The sequence below is a fragment of the Rhizobacter sp. OV335 genome, assembly GCF_900142965.1.
Taxonomy (GTDB): Bacteria; Pseudomonadota; Gammaproteobacteria; order Burkholderiales; family Burkholderiaceae_C; genus Rhizobacter.
Map to the genome: position 1 here is coordinate 59355 of NZ_FRCQ01000012.1, position 20782 is coordinate 80136.

Consider the following 20782-nt stretch of genomic DNA (forward strand, 5'->3'; position numbering starts at 1 on the left):
ATTGCATTCATGCCGGAATTGTGGAGGGCGACTGCGGGGCCGCCAACTCCCATTTGAGGGGGTCTGGCAGCTCCTTACACTCGTGCAGCATGACACGATACCCGATGATTCGACGGGCGCTGCGTGGCGCGGCCCTGGTCTCGGCTGCCCTGCTGGCCGCGGCACTTTCACTGCCGGCGCAGGCCGCCGGCCCCTGCCCCGAGCTGGTCCGCCGCCTGCCGAACCTGAGCCCCGCGCTGTGCGAGCGCGCCACGTTGAAGCCTTCCGGCGCCGCGTCGGTGAAAGGCGTGGCGCTGTACCAGCGCGACGTGCCGGCGCCGCAGCCGCTGCTGCTGCCCGACGACAAGCCGCCGCCCGCGCCGCGCCGCGTGCTGGTGCTGGGCGGCATCCATGGCGACGAGCTGTCGTCGAGCGCGCTGGCCTTCCACTGGATCGGCCACGCGGTCGACACCGGTGCCGGCATGGACTGGCGCTTCGTGCCGGTGCTGAACCCCGACGGCCTGCTGCTGGCGCGGCCGACGCGCACCAACGCGCACGGCGTCGACCTGAACCGCAATTTCCCGACGCCGCACTGGGACCGTGACGCCCCGGTCTACTGGACCCAGCGCACGAAGAAGGACCCGCGCCGCTGGCCCGGCCCGAGCGCGCTGTCGGAGCCGGAGAGCCGCTTCGTGACCGACACCATCGAGACCTGGAAGCCGGACGTGATCGTCACCGTGCACGCGCCCTACGGCGTGCTCGATTTCGACGGCCCGAGCGTGCCGCCGCAGCGGCTCGGCCGGCTCTACCTCGACCGGGTCGGCATCTTCCCGGGCTCGCTCGGCCACTACGGCGGCGTTCACAAGGGCGTGCCGGTGGTGACGATCGAGCTGCCGAGCGCGATCCGCACGCCGACCGATGCCGAGATGCGCCAGATGTGGATCGACCTGCTGCGCTGGCTGGACGAACGCCTCGCGCTGCGGGAACATCGCTGACCACCGCCCCGCCCGCCGCCATGACCTCGCTCGCCCGCCACCTGTACGCCAGCGCCCACAACAACGCGTGGGCCAACCACCGCCTGCTGCAGGCCTGTGGGCGGCTGACGCAGGAGGAGTTCACCGCGCCGCGCACCGGCTTCTTCCCGTCGATCCGCGCGACGCTGAACCACAACCTGACGGTCGACGACTACTACCTCGACGCGATCGAGCGCAGCCTGCGCGGCACTGCGCCGCACCCCGACCCGCGCTCGTTCTTCGACCCCGAGGAACCGTGCGCGACCTGCGCCGAACTGGCGGCCGCCCAGCAGCGCATGGACCAGCGCCTGCTCGCCGTCGCCCATGCGCTGCTCGCCGACACCGCGTTGCTGGAGCGCGTGATCGCGGTGCCGCGCACGCAGCGCATCGACCGCGAGCCGCTGCACCGCCTGCTCGCCCACCTCTACCAGCACCAGGTGCACCACCGCGGCCAGGCGCATTCGATGCTGTCGGGCACCTCGGTGGCACCGCCGCAGCTCGACGAGTTCTTCTGCGTCAACGACCTGGAGCGGCGCGAGGATGATTTCCGCGCGCTGGGCGTGACGGAAGCCGCGATCTGGAATGGATGAGCGGGAATAGCCGCCCCATGCCCCGCGTAGACGTCAGGTGAGCGTCCCCACCACCTTCCGCCAGCAGCTGCTCGGCACGATCCCGCGGCTGCGGCGCTATGCGCGCTCGCTGGTGATCGACGCTGCCACGGCCGACGACCTGGTGCAGACCGCGCTGGAGCGCGCACTGTCGCACTGGCACCAGTTCGACCAGCGGCGCGACATCCTGGTGTGGGTGATCAGCATCGCGCACAACGCCCACATGGACACGCTGCGCCGCAGCGGCCGCTTGTCGATCGTCGACCCGCACGAGCTGCAGGCCGAGCAGGACCTGCGCGGCAGCGACCCCGGTGCCGACGTCGGCCTGCGCATGGACCTGGTCGCCGCGCTGCGGCGCCTGCCGGTCGAGCAGCGCGAGCCGCTGCTGCTGGTGTCGGTCGAGGAACTGTCTTACGCCGAATGTGCCGAGGTGCTGCGCATCCCGATCGGTACCGTGATGTCGCGCATCTCGCGCGGGCGCGCCGCGCTGCGTGCGCTGCTCGACGGCCGGGCGCCGACGCCGGCGGTGCAGACGCTGCGGCGCGTGGTTTGAACCGGATGTCGATGATGGTTGCCCCCCTCTTCTCCTCCCCCGACGAACGCGACGACACGCTGAGCGCGTGGCTCGACGGCGAACTCCCGCCCGAACGCCGTGCCGAGGTCGACGCCTGGCTGCAGGCGAACCCTGAAGAGGCGGCGCGCGTGCGGCTGTGGGCCGCCGATCGCGATGCGCTGCGCGCCCGCCTGGTCTCCGCGGCGAGCGAGCCGGTGCCGGATCGGCTGCAGCAGCTCGTCTGGCAGCACGCGCCCGAGGCGGCGGCGCCGTGGTGGCAGGGCCGCGGCCAGTGGGCCGCCGCGTTCGCGATCTTCGCGCTCGGCGGGTTGATCGGCGCCGGCGCGGTGTGGCGGGCGCAGCCGGCCCGTGCGCTCGTGGCCCAGGCGCCGGCCGGCAGCTGGGTGCAGCGGGCGGCAATCGCGCACAGCGTCTACGTGCCGGAGCAGCGCCACCCGGTCGAGGTGGCGGTCGCCGGCAAGACGGCCGAGGAGAGCCGCGCCCAGGAAGAGCACCTGTCGCGCTGGCTGACGCGGCGCCTGAACGTGCCGGTGAAGCTGTTCGACCTGCGCGAGCAGGGCTACGAGCTGGTCGGCGGGCGCTTGCTGCCGGACGGCGCCGGTGCGGGGCCCGGCGCGCAGTTGATGTACCAAGCCACCGGCGGCACGGCCCGCGTGACCGTCTACCTGCGCAAGCCCGATGAAGCCGCGCCGGCCGCATTCCGCTTCGAGCGCGACGGCGACGTGAACCTCTTCTACTGGGTCGAGGCCGGCACCGGCTACGCGCTGGCCGGCAGCCTGCCGCGCGAGCAACTGCTGGCGCTGGCCGAGGCGATCTACCGGCAGCAGCCGGCAGCGGCCGCATCGGCCTCGAAGTAGCCGGGAGGGCGGTCGCCCACCGTCTCTAGAATCGGGCGATGTCCGATTCCGTCCCCGTGCAACCTGCGCCCGCGCTGTCCTCCTCCCGGGCCGCCGTCGGATTCCGGCTGCTGGTCGTCTGCGTGCTCGGCTTCGCGTCCGGGTTGCCGCTCGCGCTGACCGGCCAGGCGATGCAGGCCTGGCTCAGCGTCGAGGGCATCGACATGGCGACCATCGGCTTCCTGAGCCTGGTCGGCCTGCCCTACACCTTCAAGTTCCTGTGGGCGCCGCTGATGGACCGCTTCGAGCTGCCCTGGCTCGGCCGGCGCCGTGGCTGGCTGGTGCTGACGCAGCTCGCGCTGGCCGGCGCCTTGATGCTGATGGCCACCACCTCGCCCGGCACCGCGACGCGCAGCTTCGCGCTGCTGGCGGTGCTGGTCGCCTTCGTCTCGGCCTCGCAGGACGTGGTCGTCGACGCCTACCGCACCGACCTGCTGCCGGCGCGCGAGCGCGGGCTCGGTTCGTCGCTCTACGTGCTGGGCTACCGGCTCGCGATGATCCTGTCGGGCGGCGTCGCGCTGATCTGGGTCGATCCGACACAGGGCGGCGGCTGGTCCTGGCCCGACGTCTACCGCGTGATGGCCGGGCTGATGGTCGGCGCGGCGGTGCTGTCGGCGGTCGCGTTGCCGCGGCTGCCGCTGGCGCTGCGGCCGTCGTCGGTCGCGCGGCAGGACGTGTTCGGCTTCGTCGCGGTGCTGGGCGCGGTCGCGGTGGGCTTCGTGCTGAGCGAGCGCTTCGGGCCGCCGATCGCCGCGGCCGTGCTGTCGCCGTGGTGGGCAGGCAGCAGCCTGCCGGCCGCGCTGCAGCAGCGCTGGACCGAGCTGCTGGCGCTGCTGCTGGGCATCGCGTTCACGCTGCCGCTGGCCGCGTGGGCGGCGCGCGCGGCGCGCTTCGAGACGCTGCTGGGCGGGCTGCGCAGCTACTTCGCGCAGCCCGGCGCCGGCGCCTTCCTCGCGTTCATCGTGCTCTACAAGCTGGGCGATGCGTTCGCCGGCTCGCTGATGACGCCGTTCCTGCTGAAGGCGATGCAGTTCGGCCCGGCCGAGGTCGGCGTCGCGAACAAGCTGATCGGCCTGTGGCTGACGATCGGCGGCGCGCTGCTCGGCGGCGCGCTGATGTTCCGGCTTGGCCTGTGGCGCGCGCTGCTGCTGTTCGGCGTGCTGCAGATGCTCAGCAACCTCGGCTTCTGGTGGCTGGCCGGGCATGGCCACGGGCTGCTGCCGGGCGTCACGATCCCGGCCTTCGACTGGACGGTGGTCTGGCTGAAGCAGGCGACGCCGGTCGACGGCGGGCTGCTGATGGTCATCGCGCTCGAGAACATCACCGGCGGCATGGGCACGACCGCGTTCGTCGCGTTCCTGATGAGCCTGTGCAACCAGCGCTTCACCGCGACGCAGTACGCGCTGCTGAGCGCGTTCGCGTCGGTCGGCCGCGTCTGGGTCGGGCCGGTGGCCGGCGTCACCGCCGAGACCATCGGCTGGCCGAGCTTCTTCCTGCTGTCGACGGTGCTGGCCTTGCCGGCGTTGTTGATGCTCGTGTGGCTGCGCGCGCCGGTGCAGGCGCTCGAGGTCGATCCGACAACGCTGGTCACCGATGATTGAGCTTTGGAACCCACGCCCCCATCTCCGGTCTGAATCCGCCATGAACCACGACGCCGACCTCCCCTCGATCACCTGCGGCTGCGCCTTGCACGCGCGGCGCCGTTTCGCCGCGACGCTGGTCGCCGCCGGCGCGTCGCTGGCCGTGCCGGCCTGGGCGCGCGAGGGCGTCGACGTGGGCGGCGAGTCGCGCTTCACGAAGCTGGTGTCGGCCGACCAGATCGAGCAGGCCGCCGCGCAGCAGTACGCGCAGATGAAGCAGCAGGCCGCGCAGCAGCGCGCGCTCGGCCCCGACAGCCACCCGCAGGTGGTGCGGCTGCGCGCGATCTCGCAGCGCATCATCCCGTTCAGTTCCGAGTGGAACGAGCGGGCGAGCCGCTGGAAGTGGGAGGTCAACCTGATCGGCTCGAAGCAGATCAATGCCTTCTGCATGCCCGGCGGCAAGATCGCGTTCTACACCGGCATCCTCGAGCAGCTGCAGCTGACCGACGACGAGGTCGCGATGGTGATGGGCCACGAGGTCGCGCATGCGCTGCGCGAGCATGCGCGCGAGCGCATGGGCAAGAACATGGCCACGCAGGGCGCGATCGGGCTCGGTGCCGCGATCCTCGGGCTGGGCAGCATCGGACGCTCGGTGGCCGACATGGGCGGCCAGCTGCTGACGCTGAAGTTCGGCCGCGAGGACGAATCCGAGGCCGACCTGGTCGGCATGGAGCTGGCCGCGCGCGCCGGTTACGACCCGCGCGCCGGCGTCAGCCTGTGGAACAAGATGGCGCAGGCCAGCAAGGGCGCGCCGCCGCAGTTCATGTCGACCCACCCGTCCGGGCCGACGCGCATCCGCGACATCGAGGCCAACCTGCCGCGTGTCGAGGGGCTGTATGCGAAGGCGGCCAAGCCGCCGCAGCGCTTCGAGCCGCCGGTCAAGAAGCCCTGAGGTTCACCAGCGCGCCGGCAGCGGCCGCTTCAGCACGATCTGCGTGCGGCTGACGGCGATGTGCCCACCCGCATCCAGGTCCTTCAGCAAGCGGCTGACCATCTCGCGCGAGCAGCCGACGCGGCTCGCGATCTCCTGGTGCGTCAGCCGTTCGAGGATCACCCGCGTGCCGTCGGGCTGCGTCACCGCCAGGTCGGTCAGCAGCTGCGCGACGCGGCCGTAGACATCGAGCAGCGCCAGGCTGCGCGCGCTGTGCGTCGCCAGCCGTGCCCGGTGGATCACGCGCGAGATCAGCTCGAACGCGAACTCCGGCCGCTCGGCGATGTGCTGGCGCAGCGTGTGCCGCGTGACGACCGAGCACACCGTGGGTTCGAGCGTGATGATCGACGCCGAGCGCGGCCCGCCATCGAGCGACATCTCGCCGAGGTATTCGCCCGGGCCGTAGACGCCATAGACGATCTCGCGGTCGCGGTCGTCCATCGAGAACGCCTTGACGCGGCCGGACAGCAGGATGAACAAGGTGTCGCCGTGATCGCCTTCCTGGATCAGCAGCACGCCCTTGCGGTAGCGGCGTTGTTCGCCCCGGGCCGAGAGCAGGCCCAGGGATTCGGACAGCACGGGAGCGGATGCTGGGCCGGTGGCGGCGTCCATGAAGAAGCGGCGGCGAATGGGAAAGCCCGGGCGGTGGCCCGGGAACCCATCGAATCTAGCACGCCGCCCTGGCGCCTCCGTGACGGTGGACGACGGCCCGCGTGACGGAAGTCAGCGCCGGCCGCTGCGCGTCGACACGTCAGTGCGAGAGCGCCGTCTTCATCGCCGGCGTGATCGGCGGCAGCACCGCCACGCGGTTCAGCAGGTCGCCGATGCTGGCGGTCTGCGTCTTGATGCGGATGCTGCTGATCTGCGAGCGCACCGTCGAGACGGCGACGCTGAAGGTACGCGCCACTTCCTTCGGCCGCTGGCCATCGCACAGCGCGCGCAGCACCTTGGTCTCGGCCGCGGTCAGGCCGTGCGTGCGGGCAAAGAAGTCGAGCGTCAGCGATTCGCAGCGGTGGCGCTTGCCGAGCACCAGCATCGCGAGCCCGTCGTCCTCGGGCGACGACATCGGCACGAAGGCGACCGGCATCGCGCCGTCCTCGCGGCTCAGGTTCAGCATGCGGCGGCGGCCGCTGCAGGCGCCGAGCAGCGCACCGAGGAAGCCCGACAGTTCTTCCGCATGGCGCGGCAGCACCTGGCCCTTGATGACGCGCAGGCCGTCGCCGGCCTGCAGCGATTGCCAGCCGAGCTGGTTGGCGTGGCGCAGGCCGCAACTCGCGTCGACCAGCAGCAGTCCGTGGTCCATCTCGTCGAGCATCATCGTCAGCCAGCGGGCCATCGCGGAGGGGCCGTGGCGGCGCTCCGGTCCGGGGTATGGCAGCTGGGCGGGTTCAACGGCGGGGTGGATCGCGGCGGGGCTGGGCCGCAGATTCAGGTGGGCGGTCGGGCGGGTGTCCGGGGGTGAGAGCAGTTCATCCAACATGGCGCTGTCCTTCTGATGGCAGGCGCAGCAGCACCGCTGTGCACCTTGTTACAGCGTAGGGGCGTCGGATGCCGGCAGGTGGTGAAAACCACCGGAGCCGTTTGTGATTTATTCACCTCGGCCGGTGGCCGGGCCGAGCAGGGTGGTCAGCCAGCGTGTCAGGTCGGCGATCTCGGGGCCGCACACCGAATGCGGCATCGGGTACTCGTGCCACTCGACCGGGTGCTCGAACGCCAGCAGCGCGTCGCGCGACGCGAGCGCGCGGGCGATCGGGATCACCGGGTCCTGGCGGCCGTGCGCCAGGAAGATCGGCACCCCATGGTTCGCGCCGTGGCGCTCGGCCGCGGTCTGCGCCGCCAGCGGCAGGTAGCCCGACAGGCCGACCAGGCCGGCCAGCCGCTCGGGGTGGCGCAGCCCCGTCAGCAGCGTCATCGCGCAGCCCTGCGAGAAGCCCCCGAGCACGATGCGCGACGCGGGGATGCCGCGTTCGTGCTCGCGGGCGATCAGCGCCTGGATCAGGGCCTGGGATTCGCGCAGGCCGGCCTCGTCCTCGCGCCGCACCAGGTCGGCGCCGAGGATGTCGTACCAGGCGCGCATCACGTAGCCGCCGTTGACCGTGACCGGCCGCGTCGGCGCGTGCGGAAAGATGAAGCGCAGCGGGCCGGCGGCGGCGAGGTCGAGCTCCTGCGCGAACGGCGCGAAGCCGTTCCCGCTGTCGCCCAGCCCGTGCAGGAAGATGATGGTGGCCGTCGGATTCGGGCCGGTCTCGGTTTCGATGGTGTCGAGGAGCTGCATGCCGCGATGCTAGCCCGACACGGCCCGGACCCGGGTCAGAAGCGGTAGTTCACGCCCAGGCTCAGCTGCGGGATCGCGCGGATCTTGCCGACGCCGTCGCGCAGCTCCTGCGTTTCCTTGTCGACATCGGCGTTCAACTGGGCGCGCTGGGTCGCGTCCATGCTGTCGAAGGTGGGTCCGCTCGCGGCCGACTCGACCTTCGCGCGCCCGATGCTCGCGCCGAGGTCGAAGTGGAAGCCCCAGGCGCCCTCGGTGCCGCCCTGGTGGCCGTAGCCGAAGCCGAGGAACGGCGTCGTCTTCGGGAACTTCACGTGCGCGTCGAAGCGGTCGCCGTCCTGCGTCGCGTAGGTGGTGTTGCCGATCGTGATCTGGTTGTTGGTCGGGCGGCCGGCCAGGTCGAGCTTGATCGCGTTGAAGGTCACGCCGCCGGTCAGGCGCCAGCCGCCGGTGAAGAACCAGTCGGCGAACACGCCGCCGCGGCTGAGCTTCAGGTCGGCGTCGTAGTGGATGCTGTTCTCGGTCTTCGTCGTGCTGTGCGAGCCGAGCGACGCGACGTCGCCGCGCAGCGTCACCGACGGCGCGACCGGCTGCGCATAGCCGAGCATCACGCCGTGCGTGCCGATGCCCGTGTAGACCTCGCCGGCGTGGGCGGTGGCGGCCAGCGCCAGGGCGGCCGATGCGGCCAGCGTCTTGATCATGGGAAGCTCCTCGTACTGCATCTGAATGAAAGCGGACCCGCGGGTGCGGGTGAGTGCTCATTCTTCAGCGAGGAGGGGCCGGGACAAGGGCCGAACAACGTGGGCCGGGCGGCGTTGTTCGGCGCTTCGGGCGCCGGCTCAGAGCGTGAAGTCCGTGACGAAGAGGTTTTCGATGCGCACTTCTCCAAGCACTGCGCCGTGTTGCATGTCTTCGCTCAACACCCTCTCACGTCCGCCAACGATGGCAGCCTGCATGACGCTCGTGTCCAGCAGGCTACGCTCGGCGATTGGCCTCTTCGCGATCGAAGTGCCAGCCCCCCAGCCTTCCCGGTGTGGCCCGAGCGGATTGCTCGAAGGCCTGCAACTCGTTCGCCAGCTGCTGGCTTCCCGCCAACTGCTCCAGGTAGTCTCGAACGGCTTGGTTCAGACTTTTGCCCATCGTGGCGGCGGCAGCACGAGCCTGCTCCGCGATGCGCTCGTCCACGGAAAAGGTGATGTTCATGACTTCCCCTTATGCGCGCACATATTAGGTGTTGCAGTCACTGTGCCGCATGCTGCTGCACAAGGGAATTTGAAGCCCCTGGGTGGACGATGCTCAGAGCGTGAAGTCGTAGTCGATGACCAGCGGCGCGTGGTCCGAGAAGCGCTGCTCGAGGTAGATGTGCTCGCGCAGCGCCTTGGCGGCCAGCGCCGGCGTGGCCAGGTGGTAGTCGAGCCGCCAGCCGACGTTCTTCGCCCAGGCCTGGCCGCGGTTGCTCCACCAGGTGTATTGCTCGGGTTTCGGGTTCAGCGTGCGGAACACGTCGACCAGGCCCAGCTCGTCCAGCGTGTGCGTCATCCAGGCGCGCTCTTCCGGCAGGAAACCGCTGTTCTTCTGGTTGCTGCGCCAGTTCTTCAGGTCGATCTCCTTGTGCGCGATGTTCACGTCGCCCACCAGGATGAACTCGCGCTCGGCCTTCAGCTGCTGCAGGTAGGGCGTCATCAGCGCGAGGAAGCGGAACTTCGCGAGCTGCCGCTCCTCGCCGCTGGAGCCGCTCGGGAAGTAGCAGCTGATGATGCTGAGCTTGCGCTGCGGGGTGTCGAAGCGCAGCTCGACGTAGCGGCCCTCGGCGTCGAACTCGGGCGAACCGAAGCCGATCACCACGTCGCTCGGCTTCTTGCGGCTGTACACGCCGACGCCCGAGTAGCCCTTCTTCTCGGCGAAGTGGAAATGGCCGTGCATGTCGTGCAGGCGCTCGAAGCGGCCGGCGATGTCGGCGGCCTGGGCCTTCACCTCCTGCACCCCCATACAATCGGCGCCAATGCTTTCCGCCCACGGCAGAAGGCCCTTCGTGGCAGCCGAGCGGATGCCGTTCAGATTCAAAGACACCAGACGGAACACGAAAGACCTCCGATGAGCCCCACCGCTGACACCTTGGCCAAAGACTTCGTCAGCTTCTCGGTGGAAGCCGGCGTGTTGCGGTTCGGGGAGTTCAAGACCAAGGCCGGGCGGCTGTCGCCCTATTTCTTCAATTCCGGCCTGTTCGACGACGGCGCCAAGCTGGGCCGTCTCGCGGAATTCTATGCGCGCCGCCTGCTCGCCTCGGGCATCGAGTTCGACATGCTGTTCGGCCCGGCCTACAAGGGCATCACGCTCGCCTCGGCCACCGCGGTGGCGCTGGCGGGCCTGGGCCGCAACGTGCCTTTCTGCCACAACCGCAAGGAAGCCAAGGACCACGGCGAAGGCGGCCTGATGGTCGGCGCGCCGCTGAAAGGCCGCGTCGTCATCATCGACGACGTGATCACCGACGGCGCCTCCAAGCGCGAATCGGTCGAGATGATCCGCGCCGCCGGGGCGGAACCGGTTTCGGTGCTGATCGCGATGGACCGCATGGAACGCAAGGGTTCCGATGACAACCTGAGCGCCCGTTCCTCCGTTGAGGAGTTCGAAGCGGCGTATGGCATGCCGGTGCTGGCCATTGCGACGCTGGCTGACTTGCTGCAGTATCTGCAGACGAATGACGATCCGGCCCTGCGCAGCCACCTGGCGCGCGTGGCCGCCTACCGGGACCGTTACGGGGTGTAAATGACGAGCCTGCTTGTGGTGAATCGATCCGTGGTGAATCGATCGGTGGGAATGTGGCGCTGCCTCGCGGTGCTGGCGGGATTCGTGGCCGCCTCGTCGGCCCACGCTGCCATCTACAGCTGCGTCGACGGCAGTGGCCGGCGCCTGACCTCCGACCGCCCGATCGTCGAATGCGCGACGCGCGAGCAGCGCATGCTCAACACCGACGGTTCGGTGCGCCAGATCGTGCCGCCGACGATGACGCCCGATGAGCGCGCCGAGGCCGACGCGAAGGAGCGGCAGGCCGCCGCCGACCGCGTCGCGCAGCAAGACGCGATGCGCCGCGACCGCAACCTGGTGAACCGCTTTCCCAACGATGCCGCCCACATGAAGGCGCGCGAGGCCGCGCTCGACGACGTCCGCAAGGGCGTCGCGTTCTCGCAGGGGCGCCTGGCCGAACTCGAGCGCGAGCGCAAGCCGCTGCTCGACGAGCAGGAGTTCTACAAGGGCCGCAAGCTGCCGGCGAAACTGCGCCAGCAGCTCGACGCGAACGATGCCGCGGTGGCCGCGCAGAAATCGCTGGTGCAGAACCAGGAAGACGAGATCGTGCGCATCAACAACCTGTACGACGTCGAGCTCGAGCGGTTGAAGAAGCTGTGGGCCGGGGCGTCGCCGGGGTCGATGGGGGCGTTGCCGGCGGCGTCGGCACCTCCCCAGCGCAAGGCGGCGGGGAAGTAAGACTCACCGAACGGCTTTCCGCGCCCGCGCGTGCCTGGCTTCGCAGCGGCTGGCGCGATCGAGCTTCGCAGGTCAGCTCGCTCCGAGCTTCTTCTTCAGCAGCTCGTTCACCTGCGACGGGTTCGCCTTGCCCTTGGTGGCCTTCATCGCCTGGCCGACCAGCGCGTTGAACGCCTTGTCCTTGCCGGCGCGGAATTCCTCGACCGACTTCGCGTTCGCCGCCAGCACCTCGTCGAGGATGCGCTCCAGCTCGCTGCTGTCGCTCATCTGCTTCAGGCCCTTGGCCTCGATGATGGCGTCGATCTGGCCACCCTCGGTCCACAGCTGATCGAACACCTGGCGGGCGCCGTTGTTCGAGACCGTGCCGTCGGCGATGCGCCCGATCAGCGCGGCCAGCGTCGTGGCACTCACCGGGCTGTCCGCGATGCCCTTCTCTTCGGCATTCAGCCGCCGCGACACCTCGCCCATCAGCCAGTTCGCCGCCAGCTTCGGCTGCCCGCAGGCCTTCGCGGTCTCCTCGAAGAACGCGCCGAAGGCCTTGCCCTGCGTCATCATCGACGCGTCGTAGGCCGGCAGCCCGTAGTCCTTCTGGAAGCGCTCGGCCATCAGGCGCGGCAGCTCCGGCATCGCGGCGCGCACCTGCTCGATCCACTCCGGCGCGATCACCAGCGGCGGCAGGTCCGGGTCGGGGAAGTAGCGGTAGTCGTGCGCATCTTCCTTCGTGCGCATCGCCCGCGTCTCGCCGGTGTCGGGGTTGAACAGCACGGTCGCCTGCTGCACCTTGCCGCCGTCCTCGATCAGGTCGATCTGCCACTGGATCTCGAAATCGATCGCCTGCTGCAGGTACTTGAAGCTGTTCAGGTTCTTGATCTCGCGGCGCGTGCCGTACTCGGCCCCCGGCCGGCGCACCGACACGTTGGCATCGCAGCGGAAGCTGCCCTCCTGCATGTTGCCGTCGCAGATCTCGAGCCACACCACCAGCGAATGCAGCGCCTTCGCGTACTCCACCGCCTCGGTGCTCGCCCGCATGTCGGGCTCGGTGACGATCTCCAGCAGCGGCGTGCCGGCGCGGTTCAGGTCGATGCCGGTCTGGCCGGCATAGTCCTCGTGCAGCGACTTGCCGGCGTCTTCTTCCAGGTGCGCGCGGGTGAGTTGCACCTTGTGCTTCGCGTCACCGACGAAGAACTCCACCGAGCCGCCCTGCACCACCGGCGTCTCGTACTGGCTGATCTGGTAGCCCTTCGGCAGGTCGGGGTAGAAGTAGTTCTTGCGCGCGAAGATCGACAGCGGCGCCACCGTCGCGCCGACCGCGAGCCCGAAGCGGATCGCCCGCTCGACCGCGCCGCGGTTCATCACCGGCAGCGTGCCCGGCAGCGCCAGGTCGACCGGCGAGGCCTGCGTGTTGGGCGCGGCACCGAACTGCGTGCTCGAGCCGCTGAAGATCTTGCTGCGCGTCGACAGCTGGGCGTGCGTCTCGAGGCCGATGACGACCTCGTAGCCGCGGATCAGTTTGGGGGTGCTTGCCATGGTCAGATCGCGGGGGCGCGGGCGTGCCAGTCGGTCGCCTGCTGGAAGGCATGGGCCGCGTGCAACAGCGTGCCCTCCTGGAAGTAGTTGCCGATCAGCTGCAGGCCGACCGGCATGCCGCCTTCGCCGGTGCCGGCCGGCAGGCTCATGCCCGGCAGGCCGGCCAGGCTGGCCGGCAGCGTGAAGATGTCGGCCAGGTAGTTCGCGACCGGGTCGTCGCTCTTGTCGCCCAGCTTCCAGGCCACCGTCGGCGCCACCGGACCGGCGATCACGTCGCACTGCGTGAAGCAGTGCTGGAAGTCGTCGGCGATCATGCGCCGCAGCTTCTGCGCCTGCAGGTAGTAGGCGTCGTAGTAGCCGTGGCTCAGCACGTAGGTGCCGATCATGATGCGGCGCTTGACCTCGGCGCCGAAGGCCTCGGCGCGGCTCTTCTTGTACATGTCGAGCAGGTCGGTGTACTTGTCGGCCCGGTGCCCGAAGCGCACGCCGTCGAAGCGGCTCAGGTTCGAGCTGGCCTCGGCCGGCGCGATGATGTAGTACACCGGGATCGACAGCTCGGTGCGCGGCAGGCTCACGTCGACCAGCGTCGCACCCAGCTTCTGCAGCTCGGCCAGCGCGGCACGCACCGCGCCGTCGACGTCGGCGGCGAGCGCTGCGGGGAAGAACTCGGTCGGCAGGCCGATGCGCAGGCCCTTCAGCGGTTGCGCGGCGCTGGCGCCGGCGCGCGCCGCGGTGAGCGCCGCGGCGTAGTCCTGCGGCGGGCGCTGCGCGCTGGTGGCGTCGCGCTCGTCGAAGCCGCTCATCGCCGACAGCATCAGCGCGCAGTCTTCGGCGCTGCGGCCGAACGGGCCGGCCTGGTCCAGGCTGGACGCGAACGCGATCATCCCGTAGCGCGAGCACACGCCGTAGGTCGGCTTGATGCCGGTGATGCCGGTGAAGCTGGCCGGTTGTCGGATCGAGCCGCCGGTGTCGGTGCCGGTGGCCACCGGCACCAGCCGCGCCGCCACTGCGGCGGCCGAGCCGCCCGACGAACCGCCCGGCACGCGCGCCGCATTCCACGGATTCTTTACCGGGCCGAAGGCCGAGTTCTCGTTGCTCGAGCCCATCGCGAACTCGTCGCAGTTCAGCTTGCCCAGCGTCACGGTGCCGGCCGTGGCCAGCCGGGTGACCACGGTGGCGTCGAACGGGCTGCGGTAGCCGGCCAGCATCTTCGAGCCGGCGGTGGTCGGCAGCGCCTCGGTGACGAAGATGTCCTTGTGCGCGAGCGGCACGCCCAGCAGCGCGCCGGTCTCGCCGGCGGCGCGGCGCGCATCGGCCTGCGCCGCCTGGCGCAGCGCGCCCTCGGCGTCGACGCACAGGAAGGCGCCCAGGTGCGCGTGCGCGGCAACGCGTGCAAGCAGATGTGTCGTCGCCTCGACGCTGGACACCTGCCGCGCGTCGAGCGCGCGCGACAGCTCGGCCGCGCCCAGTTGATGCAGGTCCTTCATGCTTCGATCACCTTCGGCACCAGGAACAGGCCGTCCTCGACGGCGGGGGCGCTGCGCTGGTTGGCCTCGCGGTGGTCGGTTTCGGTGACGACGTCGTCGCGCAGCCGCAGCGCCACCTCCTGCACCGCCGACAGCGGCGTGTACAGCGGCTCGACGCCGCTGGTGTCGACTGCGCTCATCTGCTCGACGATCGAGAAGAATCCGTTGAGTTGCTGCAGCATCGCCGCCTCTTCGGCGGGCTTCAGTTCGAGGCGCGCGAGGTTCGCGATGCGGCTCACGTCTTGGGAGTCCAGTGCCATTGGAATTTGAGGGGAGATGAGGGTGCCGACGGGGCTGAAAATCAGGGGGGTTGGGGTATTATCCCCGGTTATCCACAAGCCTCTTTCGGCGTGCAAATTCAAGGGTTTGCAGGACTTTCGAGCGGCTCGCGGACCCTGCCCGGCTCCCCATTCGCGATTGCGTCGATTCGTCCCATCCGTCCGCTCCCCCCGGGCCGATCGACGCCAACAAGAACTCTCCCGCACATGTTTGCATCCCTGCGCCGCTACTTCTCCACCGACCTGGCCATCGACCTCGGCACCGCCAACACGCTGATCTACGTGCGTGGCAAGGGCATCGTGCTGGACGAGCCTTCGGTCGTCGCGATCCGCCACGAGGGCGGTCCCAACGGCAAGAAGACCATCCAGGCGGTCGGCACCGAGGCCAAGGCCATGCTCGGCAAGGTGCCCGGCAACATCGAAGCCATCCGGCCGATGAAAGACGGCGTGATCGCCGACTTCACCGTGACCGAGCAGATGCTCAAGCAGTTCATCCGCATGGTCCACGACTCGCGCATGCTCAGGCCGAGCCCGCGCATCATCATCTGCGTGCCCTGCGGCTCCACGCAGGTCGAGCGCCGGGCCATCCGCGAATCGGCGCTCGGCGCCGGCGCGAGCGAGGTCTACCTGATCGAGGAGCCGATGGCCGCGGCGATCGGCGCCGGCCTGCCGGTCAGCGAGGCCAGCGGCTCGATGGTGGTCGACATCGGCGGCGGCACCACCGAGGTCGGCGTGATCTCGCTGGGCGGCATGGTCTACAAGGGCAGCGTGCGGGTCGGCGGCGACAAGTTCGACGAAGCCATCATCAACTACATCCGACGCAACTACGGCATGCTGATCGGCGAGCCCACCGCCGAATCCATCAAGAAGAACATCGGCTCGGCCTTCCCCGGCTCCGAGGTCAAGGAGATGGAGGTCAAGGGCCGCAACCTCTCCGAAGGCGTGCCGCGCAGCTTCACGATCAGCAGCAACGAGATCCTCGAGGCGCTGACCGACCCGCTCAACCAGATCGTCTCCAGCGTCAAGAACGCGCTCGAGCAGACGCCGCCCGAGCTGGGCGCCGACATCGCCGAGCGCGGCATGATGCTGACCGGCGGCGGCGCGCTGCTGCGCGACCTCGACCGCCTGCTCGCCGAAGAAACCGGCCTGCCGGTGCTGGTCGCCGAAGACCCGCTGACCTGCGTCGTGCGCGGCTGCGGGATGGCGCTGGAGCGCATGGAACGGCTGGGCTCGATCTTCACCTCCGAGTGAACGTGATCCTTCTCACACGGCCGGCGCGTCGCTGACGCGGCCGGCCTTTTGACTTCAAAGTTCGCTCCACAGACATGCCGCTCGGCACCCTCGACCGAACCCCACCACCCTTCTTCCGGCAGGGGCCGTCGGCGCTCACGCGGCTGATGTTCTTCTCGGCGCTCGCGTTGTTCCTGATGGTGGCCGACACCCGCTTCAGGCTGACGCAGCCGGTGCGCGCGGTGCTGGCGACCGCGCTGAACCCGGTCGAGCGGGCGCTGCGGGCGCCGGTCGACGCGGTCAGAGCCGCCGGCGATTACGCGATGGGGCTGCAGGACGCGCTGTCGGCCGAGGCCCGCGCCCGGCGCGAGCTGGCCGAGCAGGCGGCTCGCTCGGCCCGCGTCGAGTTGCTGGAGCAGGAGAACCTGCGGCTGCGCGCGCTGCTCGAGCTGCGCCCGGGCCTGTCGGTGCGCTCGCAGACGGCCGAGGTGCTGTACGACGCGCCCGATCCGTACTCGCGCAAGGTCATCATCGACCGCGGCACGCAGCAGGGCATTGCGGTCGCGTCGCCGGTCATCAACGAGGCCGGCGTGCTCGGCCAGGTGACGCGGGCGTTTCCGTACAGCGCCGAGGTCACGCTGCTGACCGACAAGGACGCCGCGATCCCGGTGCTCAACCTGCGCACCCAGGTGCGCAGCGCCGCGTTCGGCAACTCGGCCGGCGCCGGGCTGGAGCTGCGCTTCATGGCCGGCAATGCCGACGTGCAGGTCGGCGACGTGCTCGCGACCTCGGGCGTCGACGGCGTCTACCCGTCGGGCATCCCGGTCGCGAAGGTCGTCAGCGTCGACCGGCGCGTCGACACCGGCTTCGCCCGCATCGCGCTCGCGCCGATCGCGCAGCCCGACGCGGTGCGCCATGTGCTGGTGCTGGAGCCGCTGGGCGTGCAGATGCAGCCCAAGCCCGAGCCGGCGGTCGACCCGAACGCCAAGCCCGGTTCCAGCGGGCGCAGGGGGAACCGCAAATGATGCCGCGTGGCTCCGACCAGCTGCTGCTGCCGGTGAACCCGTGGTTCATCTGGAGCTCGCTGCTGCTGGCCTTCCTGTTCAACCTGGTGCCGTTCGGCCGCATCCCGGCCATTCCCGACCTGCTCGCGCTCGCGCTCGCGTTCTGGAACGTGCACCAGCCGCGGCGCATCGGCGTCGGCATCGCGTTCATGTTCGGGCTGCTGATGGACGTGCACGACAGCGCAGTGCTGGGCCAGCATGCGCTGGCCTACACGCTGCTGAGCTTCTTCGCGATCACGATCCACCGGCGCCTGCTGTGGTTCGGGCTGCCGCAGCAGGCGCTGCAGATCCTGCCGCTGTTCGTCGCGGCGCACGCGGTGTCGCTGATCGTGCGAATGTTGGTGGGCGGCATGCTGCCGGGCTGGGAACTGATGCTCGCGCCGGTGTTCGAAAGCCTGCTGTGGCCGGTGGCCTCGTGGGTCTTGCTCGCGCCGCAGCGTCGGCCGCCGGATCCCGACCAGAACCGGCCCTTGTGATCCTTCGCGCGGTCGTGGCATGACAGAACTCAAGAACGTCGAGCAGGAGCTGGGGCGGTTTCGCACCCGGCTGCTCGCGGCCGCGCTGTTCGTGTTGTTCGCGTTCGGGCTGCTGGTGTTCCGCCTCGTCGTGCTGCAGGTGATGCGCCACGACGAACTCGCGACCCAGGCCGAGAACAACCGCATCGCCGTGGTGCCGATCGTGCCCAACCGCGGGCTGATCGTCGACCGCAACGGCGTCGTGCTGGCCAACAACTACTCGGCCTACACGCTCGAGATCACGCCGACCAAGGTCGACGATCTCGACGCCGTGATCGACCAGCTGTCGCAGGTGGTCGAGGTGCAGGCGCGCGACCGCAAGCGCTTCAAGCGGCTGATGGAAGAAACCAAGAGCAGCTTCGAATCGCTGCCGATCCGCACCAAGCTGACCGATGAAGAAGTGGCCCGCTTCACCGCGCAGCGCTTCCGCTTCCCCGGCGTCGACATCAAGGCCCGGCTGTTCCGCAACTACCCGCTCGGCGAGGTCGGCAGCCACCTGATCGGCTACATCGGCCGCATCAACCAGTCCGAGAAAGAGAAGATCGAGGAGTCGGAAGACGAATCGAACTACCGTGGCACCGAGTACATCGGCAAGCTCGGCATCGAGCAGGCCTACGAGGAGCAGCTGCACGGCGCCACCGGCTTCGAAGAGGTCGAGACCAGCGCCGGCGGGCGTGCGGTGCGCCAGCTCAAGAGCAACCCGGCGACGCCCGGCAACACGCTGGTGCTGTCGATCGACATCCGGCTGCAGGCGCTGGTCGAGCAGCTGTTCGGCGACCGGCGCGGCGCGCTGGTGGCGATCGACCCGCGCAACGGCGAGGTGCTGGCCTTCGTCAGCAAGCCCAACTTCGACCCCAACCTGTTCGTCGACGGCATCGACGCCGAGAACTGGAAGGCACTGAACGAGTCCGAGGACAAGCCGCTGCTGAACCGCGCGTTGCGCGGCGCCTACCCGCCCGGCTCCACCTACAAGCCGCTGATGGCGCTGGCCGCGCTGACGCTGGGCAAGCGCACGCCGCAGCAGTCGATCAGCGACCCCGGCTTCTTCTGGTTCGGCAACCACAAGTTCCGCGACGACAAGGAAGGCGGGCATGGCGTCGTCGACATGTACCGCTCGATCGTGCAGTCGTGCGACACCTACTACTACATCCTCGCCAACGACCTGGGCGTCGATGCGATCCACGACTTCATGGCGCCGCTCGGGCTCGGCCAGATGACCGGCATCGACATGCAGGGCGAGCTGCGCGGCACGCTGCCGTCGACCGAGTGGAAGCGCAACAACTACAAGCGCAAGGAAATGCAGAAGTGGTACCCCGGCGAGACCATCTCGCTGGGCATCGGCCAGGGCTACAACACCTTCACGATGCTGCAGCTCGCGCAGGCCGAGGCGACGCTCGCGGCCGGCGGCAAGCGCTTCAAGCCGCACCTGGTGCGCGCGATCGAGAACGTCGAGACGCGCAGCCAGCAGACGCTGTCGGGCGACCGGCTGGAGCCGCTCGCCTGGAACCCCGACCACGTCGCGGTGATCCACCAGGCGCTGTACGGCGTCACGCAGGAGGGCACGGCGGCGCGTGCGTTCCAGGGCTCGCAGTACCGCTCCGGCGGCAAGACCGGCACCGCCCAGGTGATCCAGATCAAGCAGAACGAGAAGTACGACGCCAGCAAGGTCGACGAGCGGCACCGCGACCACGCGCTGTTCACCGCGTTCGCGCCGCTTGAGGAGCCGCACATCGCGATCGCGCTGGTGGTCGAGAACGCCGGCTTCGGCGCCGGCGCGGCGGCCCCGATCGCGCGCCGGGTGTTCGACTTCGTGCTCGAAGGCCAGTACCCGAGCGAGGAAGACATCCTCGCGACGCGCGGCGGCCAGACCTATGCGCCGATCGGCAAGCCGCGGCCGGCCGCGAGCGTGCCGCTGCAGGGCGTGTCGATCAACAACGTCGCGGCGGCGCCCACCGACGTGCCGCCGCCGCTGGTGGTGCCGGTGGCCGCCTCGGCACCGTCGCTGCTGATCACGCCGCCGGCAGCTTCAGCCGCATCGGCGCCCTTCCCCACGGCCTCGGCGGCCTCCAGGCCGGCCCGCCGCGCGCCATGAGCATCGTCTTCGAGAAGCCCTCGGTCTGGCAGCGGCTGAAGCCGGTCTTCACCGGCTTCGACGCGCCGCTGGTGATCGGCGTGCTGCTGCTCGGTGCGGCCGGGCTGGTGACGATGTACTCGGCCGGCTTCGACAACGGCTCGCGCTTCGTCGACCACGGCCGCAACATGGTGCTCGCGCTGGTCATCCTGTTCATCGTCGCGCAGGTGCCGCCGCAGCGGCTGATGCGGCTGGCGGTGCCGCTGTACACCGTGGGCGTCGCGCTGCTGATCGCCACCGCGGTGATCGGCGTCACCAAGAAGGGCGCGACGCGCTGGCTCAACGTGGGCATCGTGATCCAGCCGAGCGAGATCATGAAGATCGCGATGCCGCTGATGCTGGCCTGGTGGTTCCAGCGCCGCGAGGGCCAGCTGCGCGTGCTCGACTTCATTGTCGCGCTCGGGCTGCTGGCGGTGCCGGTCGGCATGATCGTCAAGCAGCCCGACCTGGGCACCGCGATCCTGGTGCTGTCGGCGGGGCTGTACGTGATCTTCTTCGCCGGGCTGTCGTGGAAGCTGATCGTGCCGGTGCTGGTGATCGGCGGCGCGGCGATCACCGCGGTGGTGGTGTCGGAGGATCGCATCTGCCAGCCCGACGTGGTGTGGCCGATGATGCGCGACTACCAGAAAAACCGCGTCTGCACGCTGCTCGACCCGACCACCGACCCGCTCGGCAAGGGCTTCCACATCATCCAGGGGATGATCGCGATCGGCTCCGGCGGCATCGAGGGCAAGGGCTTCATGAAGGGCACGCAGACCCACCTGGAGTTCATCCCCGAGCGCACCACCGATTTCATCTTCGCGGCCTTCTCCGAGGAGTTCGGGCTGGTCGGCTGCGTGTCGCTGATCCTCGGCTTCACGTTCCTGATCTTCCGCGGTCTGGTCATCGCGGCCGATGCGCCGACGGTGTTCACCCGGCTGTTGGCCGGCGCGGTGACGCTGAGCTGGTTCACCTACGCGTTCGTCAACATGGGCATGGTCAGCGGCATCCTGCCGGTGGTGGGCGTGCCGCTGCCGTTCATCAGCTATGGCGGCACCGCGATGCTGACGCTCGGGCTCGGGCTCGGCATCCTGATGTCGATCTCGAAGAGCCGGCGGCTGATGCAGCGCTGAGGC

General features: G+C 69.6%; 22 protein-coding genes. 13 read left to right on the forward strand and 9 right to left on the reverse strand.

What is annotated here, in order from left to right; all coding sequences use genetic code 11:
* Positions 1 to 104 precede the first annotated feature (104 nt).
* Genes BUE42_RS14380 through BUE42_RS14405 form a run of 6 tightly spaced genes read left to right on the forward strand, consistent with a single transcriptional unit; the run spans position 105 to position 5602 of the window.
* Positions 105 to 974: a M14 family zinc carboxypeptidase gene (locus BUE42_RS14380; protein ID WP_083614144.1), complete on the forward strand. Its 870-nt coding sequence runs from the start codon at positions 105 to 107 to the stop codon at positions 972 to 974.
* A 20-nt stretch (positions 975 to 994) separates the two neighbouring features.
* Complete coding sequence (locus BUE42_RS14385) at positions 995 to 1582, forward strand: DinB family protein (RefSeq protein WP_073465801.1); 588 nt, start codon at positions 995 to 997, stop codon at positions 1580 to 1582.
* Between the two features lie 37 nt (positions 1583 to 1619).
* Positions 1620 to 2153 carry a sigma-70 family RNA polymerase sigma factor gene (locus BUE42_RS14390; RefSeq protein ID WP_073465802.1) on the forward strand — a complete coding sequence of 178 codons (534 nt, stop codon included), beginning with the start codon at positions 1620 to 1622 and terminating at the stop codon, positions 2151 to 2153.
* Between the two features lie 14 nt (positions 2154 to 2167).
* The gene (locus BUE42_RS14395; RefSeq protein WP_143171501.1) at positions 2168 to 3031 is read left to right on the forward strand and encodes an anti-sigma factor family protein; all 864 of its coding nucleotides are present in this window, start codon (positions 2168 to 2170) and stop codon (positions 3029 to 3031) included.
* A gap of 38 nt (positions 3032 to 3069) precedes the next feature.
* Entirely contained in the window at positions 3070 to 4671 is a 1602-nt protein-coding gene (locus BUE42_RS14400) for an AmpG family muropeptide MFS transporter (RefSeq protein ID WP_073465804.1), read from the forward strand.
* 40 nt (positions 4672 to 4711) lie between these two features.
* Entirely contained in the window at positions 4712 to 5602 is an 891-nt protein-coding gene (locus BUE42_RS14405) for a M48 family metallopeptidase (RefSeq protein WP_073465805.1), read from the forward strand.
* 3 nt (positions 5603 to 5605) lie between these two features.
* Here the strand turns inward: BUE42_RS14405 and BUE42_RS14410 are convergent, their stop codons facing one another.
* The 6 genes from BUE42_RS14410 to BUE42_RS14435 all read right to left on the reverse strand — a co-directional run bounded on the left by BUE42_RS14410 (position 5606) and on the right by BUE42_RS14435 (position 9995).
* Positions 5606 to 6220, reverse strand: a complete 615-nt coding sequence (locus tag BUE42_RS14410; RefSeq protein ID WP_235002338.1) for a Crp/Fnr family transcriptional regulator — start codon at positions 6218 to 6220, stop codon at positions 5606 to 5608.
* Between the two features lie 172 nt (positions 6221 to 6392).
* The gene (locus BUE42_RS14415; protein ID WP_143171502.1) at positions 6393 to 7121 is read right to left on the reverse strand and encodes a helix-turn-helix transcriptional regulator; all 729 of its coding nucleotides are present in this window, start codon (positions 7119 to 7121) and stop codon (positions 6393 to 6395) included.
* A 108-nt stretch (positions 7122 to 7229) separates the two neighbouring features.
* Complete coding sequence (locus BUE42_RS14420) at positions 7230 to 7916, reverse strand: alpha/beta hydrolase (protein ID WP_073465808.1); 687 nt, start codon at positions 7914 to 7916, stop codon at positions 7230 to 7232.
* Positions 7917 to 7951: 35 nt separating this feature from the next.
* On the reverse strand, positions 7952 to 8614 hold the full coding sequence (locus tag BUE42_RS14425; protein ID WP_073465898.1) for a hypothetical protein: 663 nt from the start codon (positions 8612 to 8614) through the stop codon (positions 7952 to 7954).
* A gap of 274 nt (positions 8615 to 8888) precedes the next feature.
* A complete protein-coding gene (locus BUE42_RS14430; protein WP_073465809.1) occupies positions 8889 to 9116 on the reverse strand; it encodes a MerR family transcriptional regulator in 228 nt (75 codons plus the stop codon).
* Between the two features lie 93 nt (positions 9117 to 9209).
* Entirely contained in the window at positions 9210 to 9995 is a 786-nt protein-coding gene (locus tag BUE42_RS14435; protein WP_073465810.1) for an exodeoxyribonuclease III, read from the reverse strand.
* Positions 9996 to 10007: 12 nt separating this feature from the next.
* Here BUE42_RS14435 and pyrE point away from each other — a divergent pair, with 12 nt between their 5' ends.
* Both pyrE and BUE42_RS14445 read left to right on the forward strand, forming a co-directional pair.
* Positions 10008 to 10679, forward strand: coding sequence for an orotate phosphoribosyltransferase (gene pyrE, locus BUE42_RS14440; protein ID WP_073465811.1), 672 nt, complete (start codon positions 10008 to 10010; stop codon positions 10677 to 10679).
* Positions 10680 to 10730: 51 nt separating this feature from the next.
* On the forward strand, positions 10731 to 11396 hold the full coding sequence (locus tag BUE42_RS14445) for a DUF4124 domain-containing protein (RefSeq protein ID WP_073465812.1): 666 nt from the start codon (positions 10731 to 10733) through the stop codon (positions 11394 to 11396).
* A gap of 72 nt (positions 11397 to 11468) precedes the next feature.
* Here BUE42_RS14445 and gatB read toward each other — a convergent pair whose 3' ends face one another.
* The 3 genes from gatB to gatC are packed head-to-tail and all read right to left on the reverse strand — an operon-like array spanning position 11469 to position 14709.
* Positions 11469 to 12923 (reverse strand): Asp-tRNA(Asn)/Glu-tRNA(Gln) amidotransferase subunit GatB, encoded by a 1455-nt coding sequence (gatB, locus tag BUE42_RS14450; RefSeq protein ID WP_073465813.1) that lies wholly within the window; start codon positions 12921 to 12923, stop codon positions 11469 to 11471.
* A 2-nt stretch (positions 12924 to 12925) separates the two neighbouring features.
* The gene (gene gatA / locus BUE42_RS14455) at positions 12926 to 14410 is read right to left on the reverse strand and encodes an Asp-tRNA(Asn)/Glu-tRNA(Gln) amidotransferase subunit GatA (RefSeq protein WP_073465814.1); all 1485 of its coding nucleotides are present in this window, start codon (positions 14408 to 14410) and stop codon (positions 12926 to 12928) included.
* On the reverse strand, positions 14407 to 14709 hold the full coding sequence (gene gatC / locus BUE42_RS14460; protein ID WP_073465815.1) for an Asp-tRNA(Asn)/Glu-tRNA(Gln) amidotransferase subunit GatC: 303 nt from the start codon (positions 14707 to 14709) through the stop codon (positions 14407 to 14409). The genes gatA and gatC overlap by 4 nt, the downstream gene beginning before the upstream one ends.
* Positions 14710 to 14934: 225 nt before the next feature.
* Between gatC and BUE42_RS14465 the strand changes: the two genes are divergently transcribed.
* The 5 genes from BUE42_RS14465 (at position 14935) to rodA (ending at position 20779) form a co-directional block, all read left to right on the forward strand.
* Positions 14935 to 15978, forward strand: coding sequence for a rod shape-determining protein (locus BUE42_RS14465; RefSeq protein WP_073465816.1), 1044 nt, complete (start codon positions 14935 to 14937; stop codon positions 15976 to 15978).
* A gap of 74 nt (positions 15979 to 16052) precedes the next feature.
* Positions 16053 to 16982: a rod shape-determining protein MreC gene (mreC, locus tag BUE42_RS14470; RefSeq protein WP_073465817.1), complete on the forward strand. Its 930-nt coding sequence runs from the start codon at positions 16053 to 16055 to the stop codon at positions 16980 to 16982.
* A complete protein-coding gene (gene mreD, locus BUE42_RS14475) occupies positions 16979 to 17497 on the forward strand; it encodes a rod shape-determining protein MreD (RefSeq protein ID WP_073465818.1) in 519 nt (172 codons plus the stop codon). Before mreC ends, mreD begins: the two co-directional genes overlap by 4 nt.
* Before the next feature lie 19 nt (positions 17498 to 17516).
* Complete coding sequence (mrdA, locus tag BUE42_RS14480) at positions 17517 to 19628, forward strand: penicillin-binding protein 2 (RefSeq protein ID WP_073465819.1); 2112 nt, start codon at positions 17517 to 17519, stop codon at positions 19626 to 19628.
* Positions 19625 to 20779, forward strand: coding sequence for a rod shape-determining protein RodA (gene rodA / locus BUE42_RS14485; RefSeq protein ID WP_073465820.1), 1155 nt, complete (start codon positions 19625 to 19627; stop codon positions 20777 to 20779). Before mrdA ends, rodA begins: the two co-directional genes overlap by 4 nt.
* The last annotated feature ends 3 nt before the right edge of the window (positions 20780 to 20782 follow it).

Excerpts from the sequence above, each read along its gene's own strand:
- BUE42_RS14380 (WP_083614144.1), top strand. The coding sequence starts at position 105 with ATGATTCGACGGGCGCTGCGTGGCGCGGCCCTGGTCTCGGCTGCCCTG.
- BUE42_RS14420 (WP_073465808.1), bottom strand. The coding sequence starts at position 7,916 with ATGCAGCTCCTCGACACCATCGAAACCGAGACCGGCCCGAATCCGACG.
- rodA (WP_073465820.1), top strand. The coding sequence starts at position 19,625 with ATGAGCATCGTCTTCGAGAAGCCCTCGGTCTGGCAGCGGCTGAAGCCG.
- mrdA (WP_073465819.1), top strand. The coding sequence starts at position 17,517 with ATGACAGAACTCAAGAACGTCGAGCAGGAGCTGGGGCGGTTTCGCACC.
- mreC (WP_073465817.1), top strand. The coding sequence starts at position 16,053 with ATGCCGCTCGGCACCCTCGACCGAACCCCACCACCCTTCTTCCGGCAG.
- gatB (WP_073465813.1), bottom strand. The coding sequence starts at position 12,923 with ATGGCAAGCACCCCCAAACTGATCCGCGGCTACGAGGTCGTCATCGGC.
- gatC (WP_073465815.1), bottom strand. The coding sequence starts at position 14,709 with ATGGCACTGGACTCCCAAGACGTGAGCCGCATCGCGAACCTCGCGCGC.
- BUE42_RS14400 (WP_073465804.1), top strand. The coding sequence starts at position 3,070 with ATGTCCGATTCCGTCCCCGTGCAACCTGCGCCCGCGCTGTCCTCCTCC.
- BUE42_RS14445 (WP_073465812.1), top strand. The coding sequence starts at position 10,731 with ATGTGGCGCTGCCTCGCGGTGCTGGCGGGATTCGTGGCCGCCTCGTCG.
- pyrE (WP_073465811.1), top strand. The coding sequence starts at position 10,008 with ATGAGCCCCACCGCTGACACCTTGGCCAAAGACTTCGTCAGCTTCTCG.
- gatA (WP_073465814.1), bottom strand. The coding sequence starts at position 14,410 with ATGAAGGACCTGCATCAACTGGGCGCGGCCGAGCTGTCGCGCGCGCTC.
- BUE42_RS14405 (WP_073465805.1), top strand. The coding sequence starts at position 4,712 with ATGAACCACGACGCCGACCTCCCCTCGATCACCTGCGGCTGCGCCTTG.
- BUE42_RS14415 (WP_143171502.1), bottom strand. The coding sequence starts at position 7,121 with ATGTTGGATGAACTGCTCTCACCCCCGGACACCCGCCCGACCGCCCAC.
- BUE42_RS14465 (WP_073465816.1), top strand. The coding sequence starts at position 14,935 with ATGTTTGCATCCCTGCGCCGCTACTTCTCCACCGACCTGGCCATCGAC.
- BUE42_RS14395 (WP_143171501.1), top strand. The coding sequence starts at position 2,168 with ATGGTTGCCCCCCTCTTCTCCTCCCCCGACGAACGCGACGACACGCTG.
- BUE42_RS14425 (WP_073465898.1), bottom strand. The coding sequence starts at position 8,614 with ATGATCAAGACGCTGGCCGCATCGGCCGCCCTGGCGCTGGCCGCCACC.
- mreD (WP_073465818.1), top strand. The coding sequence starts at position 16,979 with ATGATGCCGCGTGGCTCCGACCAGCTGCTGCTGCCGGTGAACCCGTGG.
- BUE42_RS14385 (WP_073465801.1), top strand. The coding sequence starts at position 995 with ATGACCTCGCTCGCCCGCCACCTGTACGCCAGCGCCCACAACAACGCG.
- BUE42_RS14430 (WP_073465809.1), bottom strand. The coding sequence starts at position 9,116 with ATGAACATCACCTTTTCCGTGGACGAGCGCATCGCGGAGCAGGCTCGT.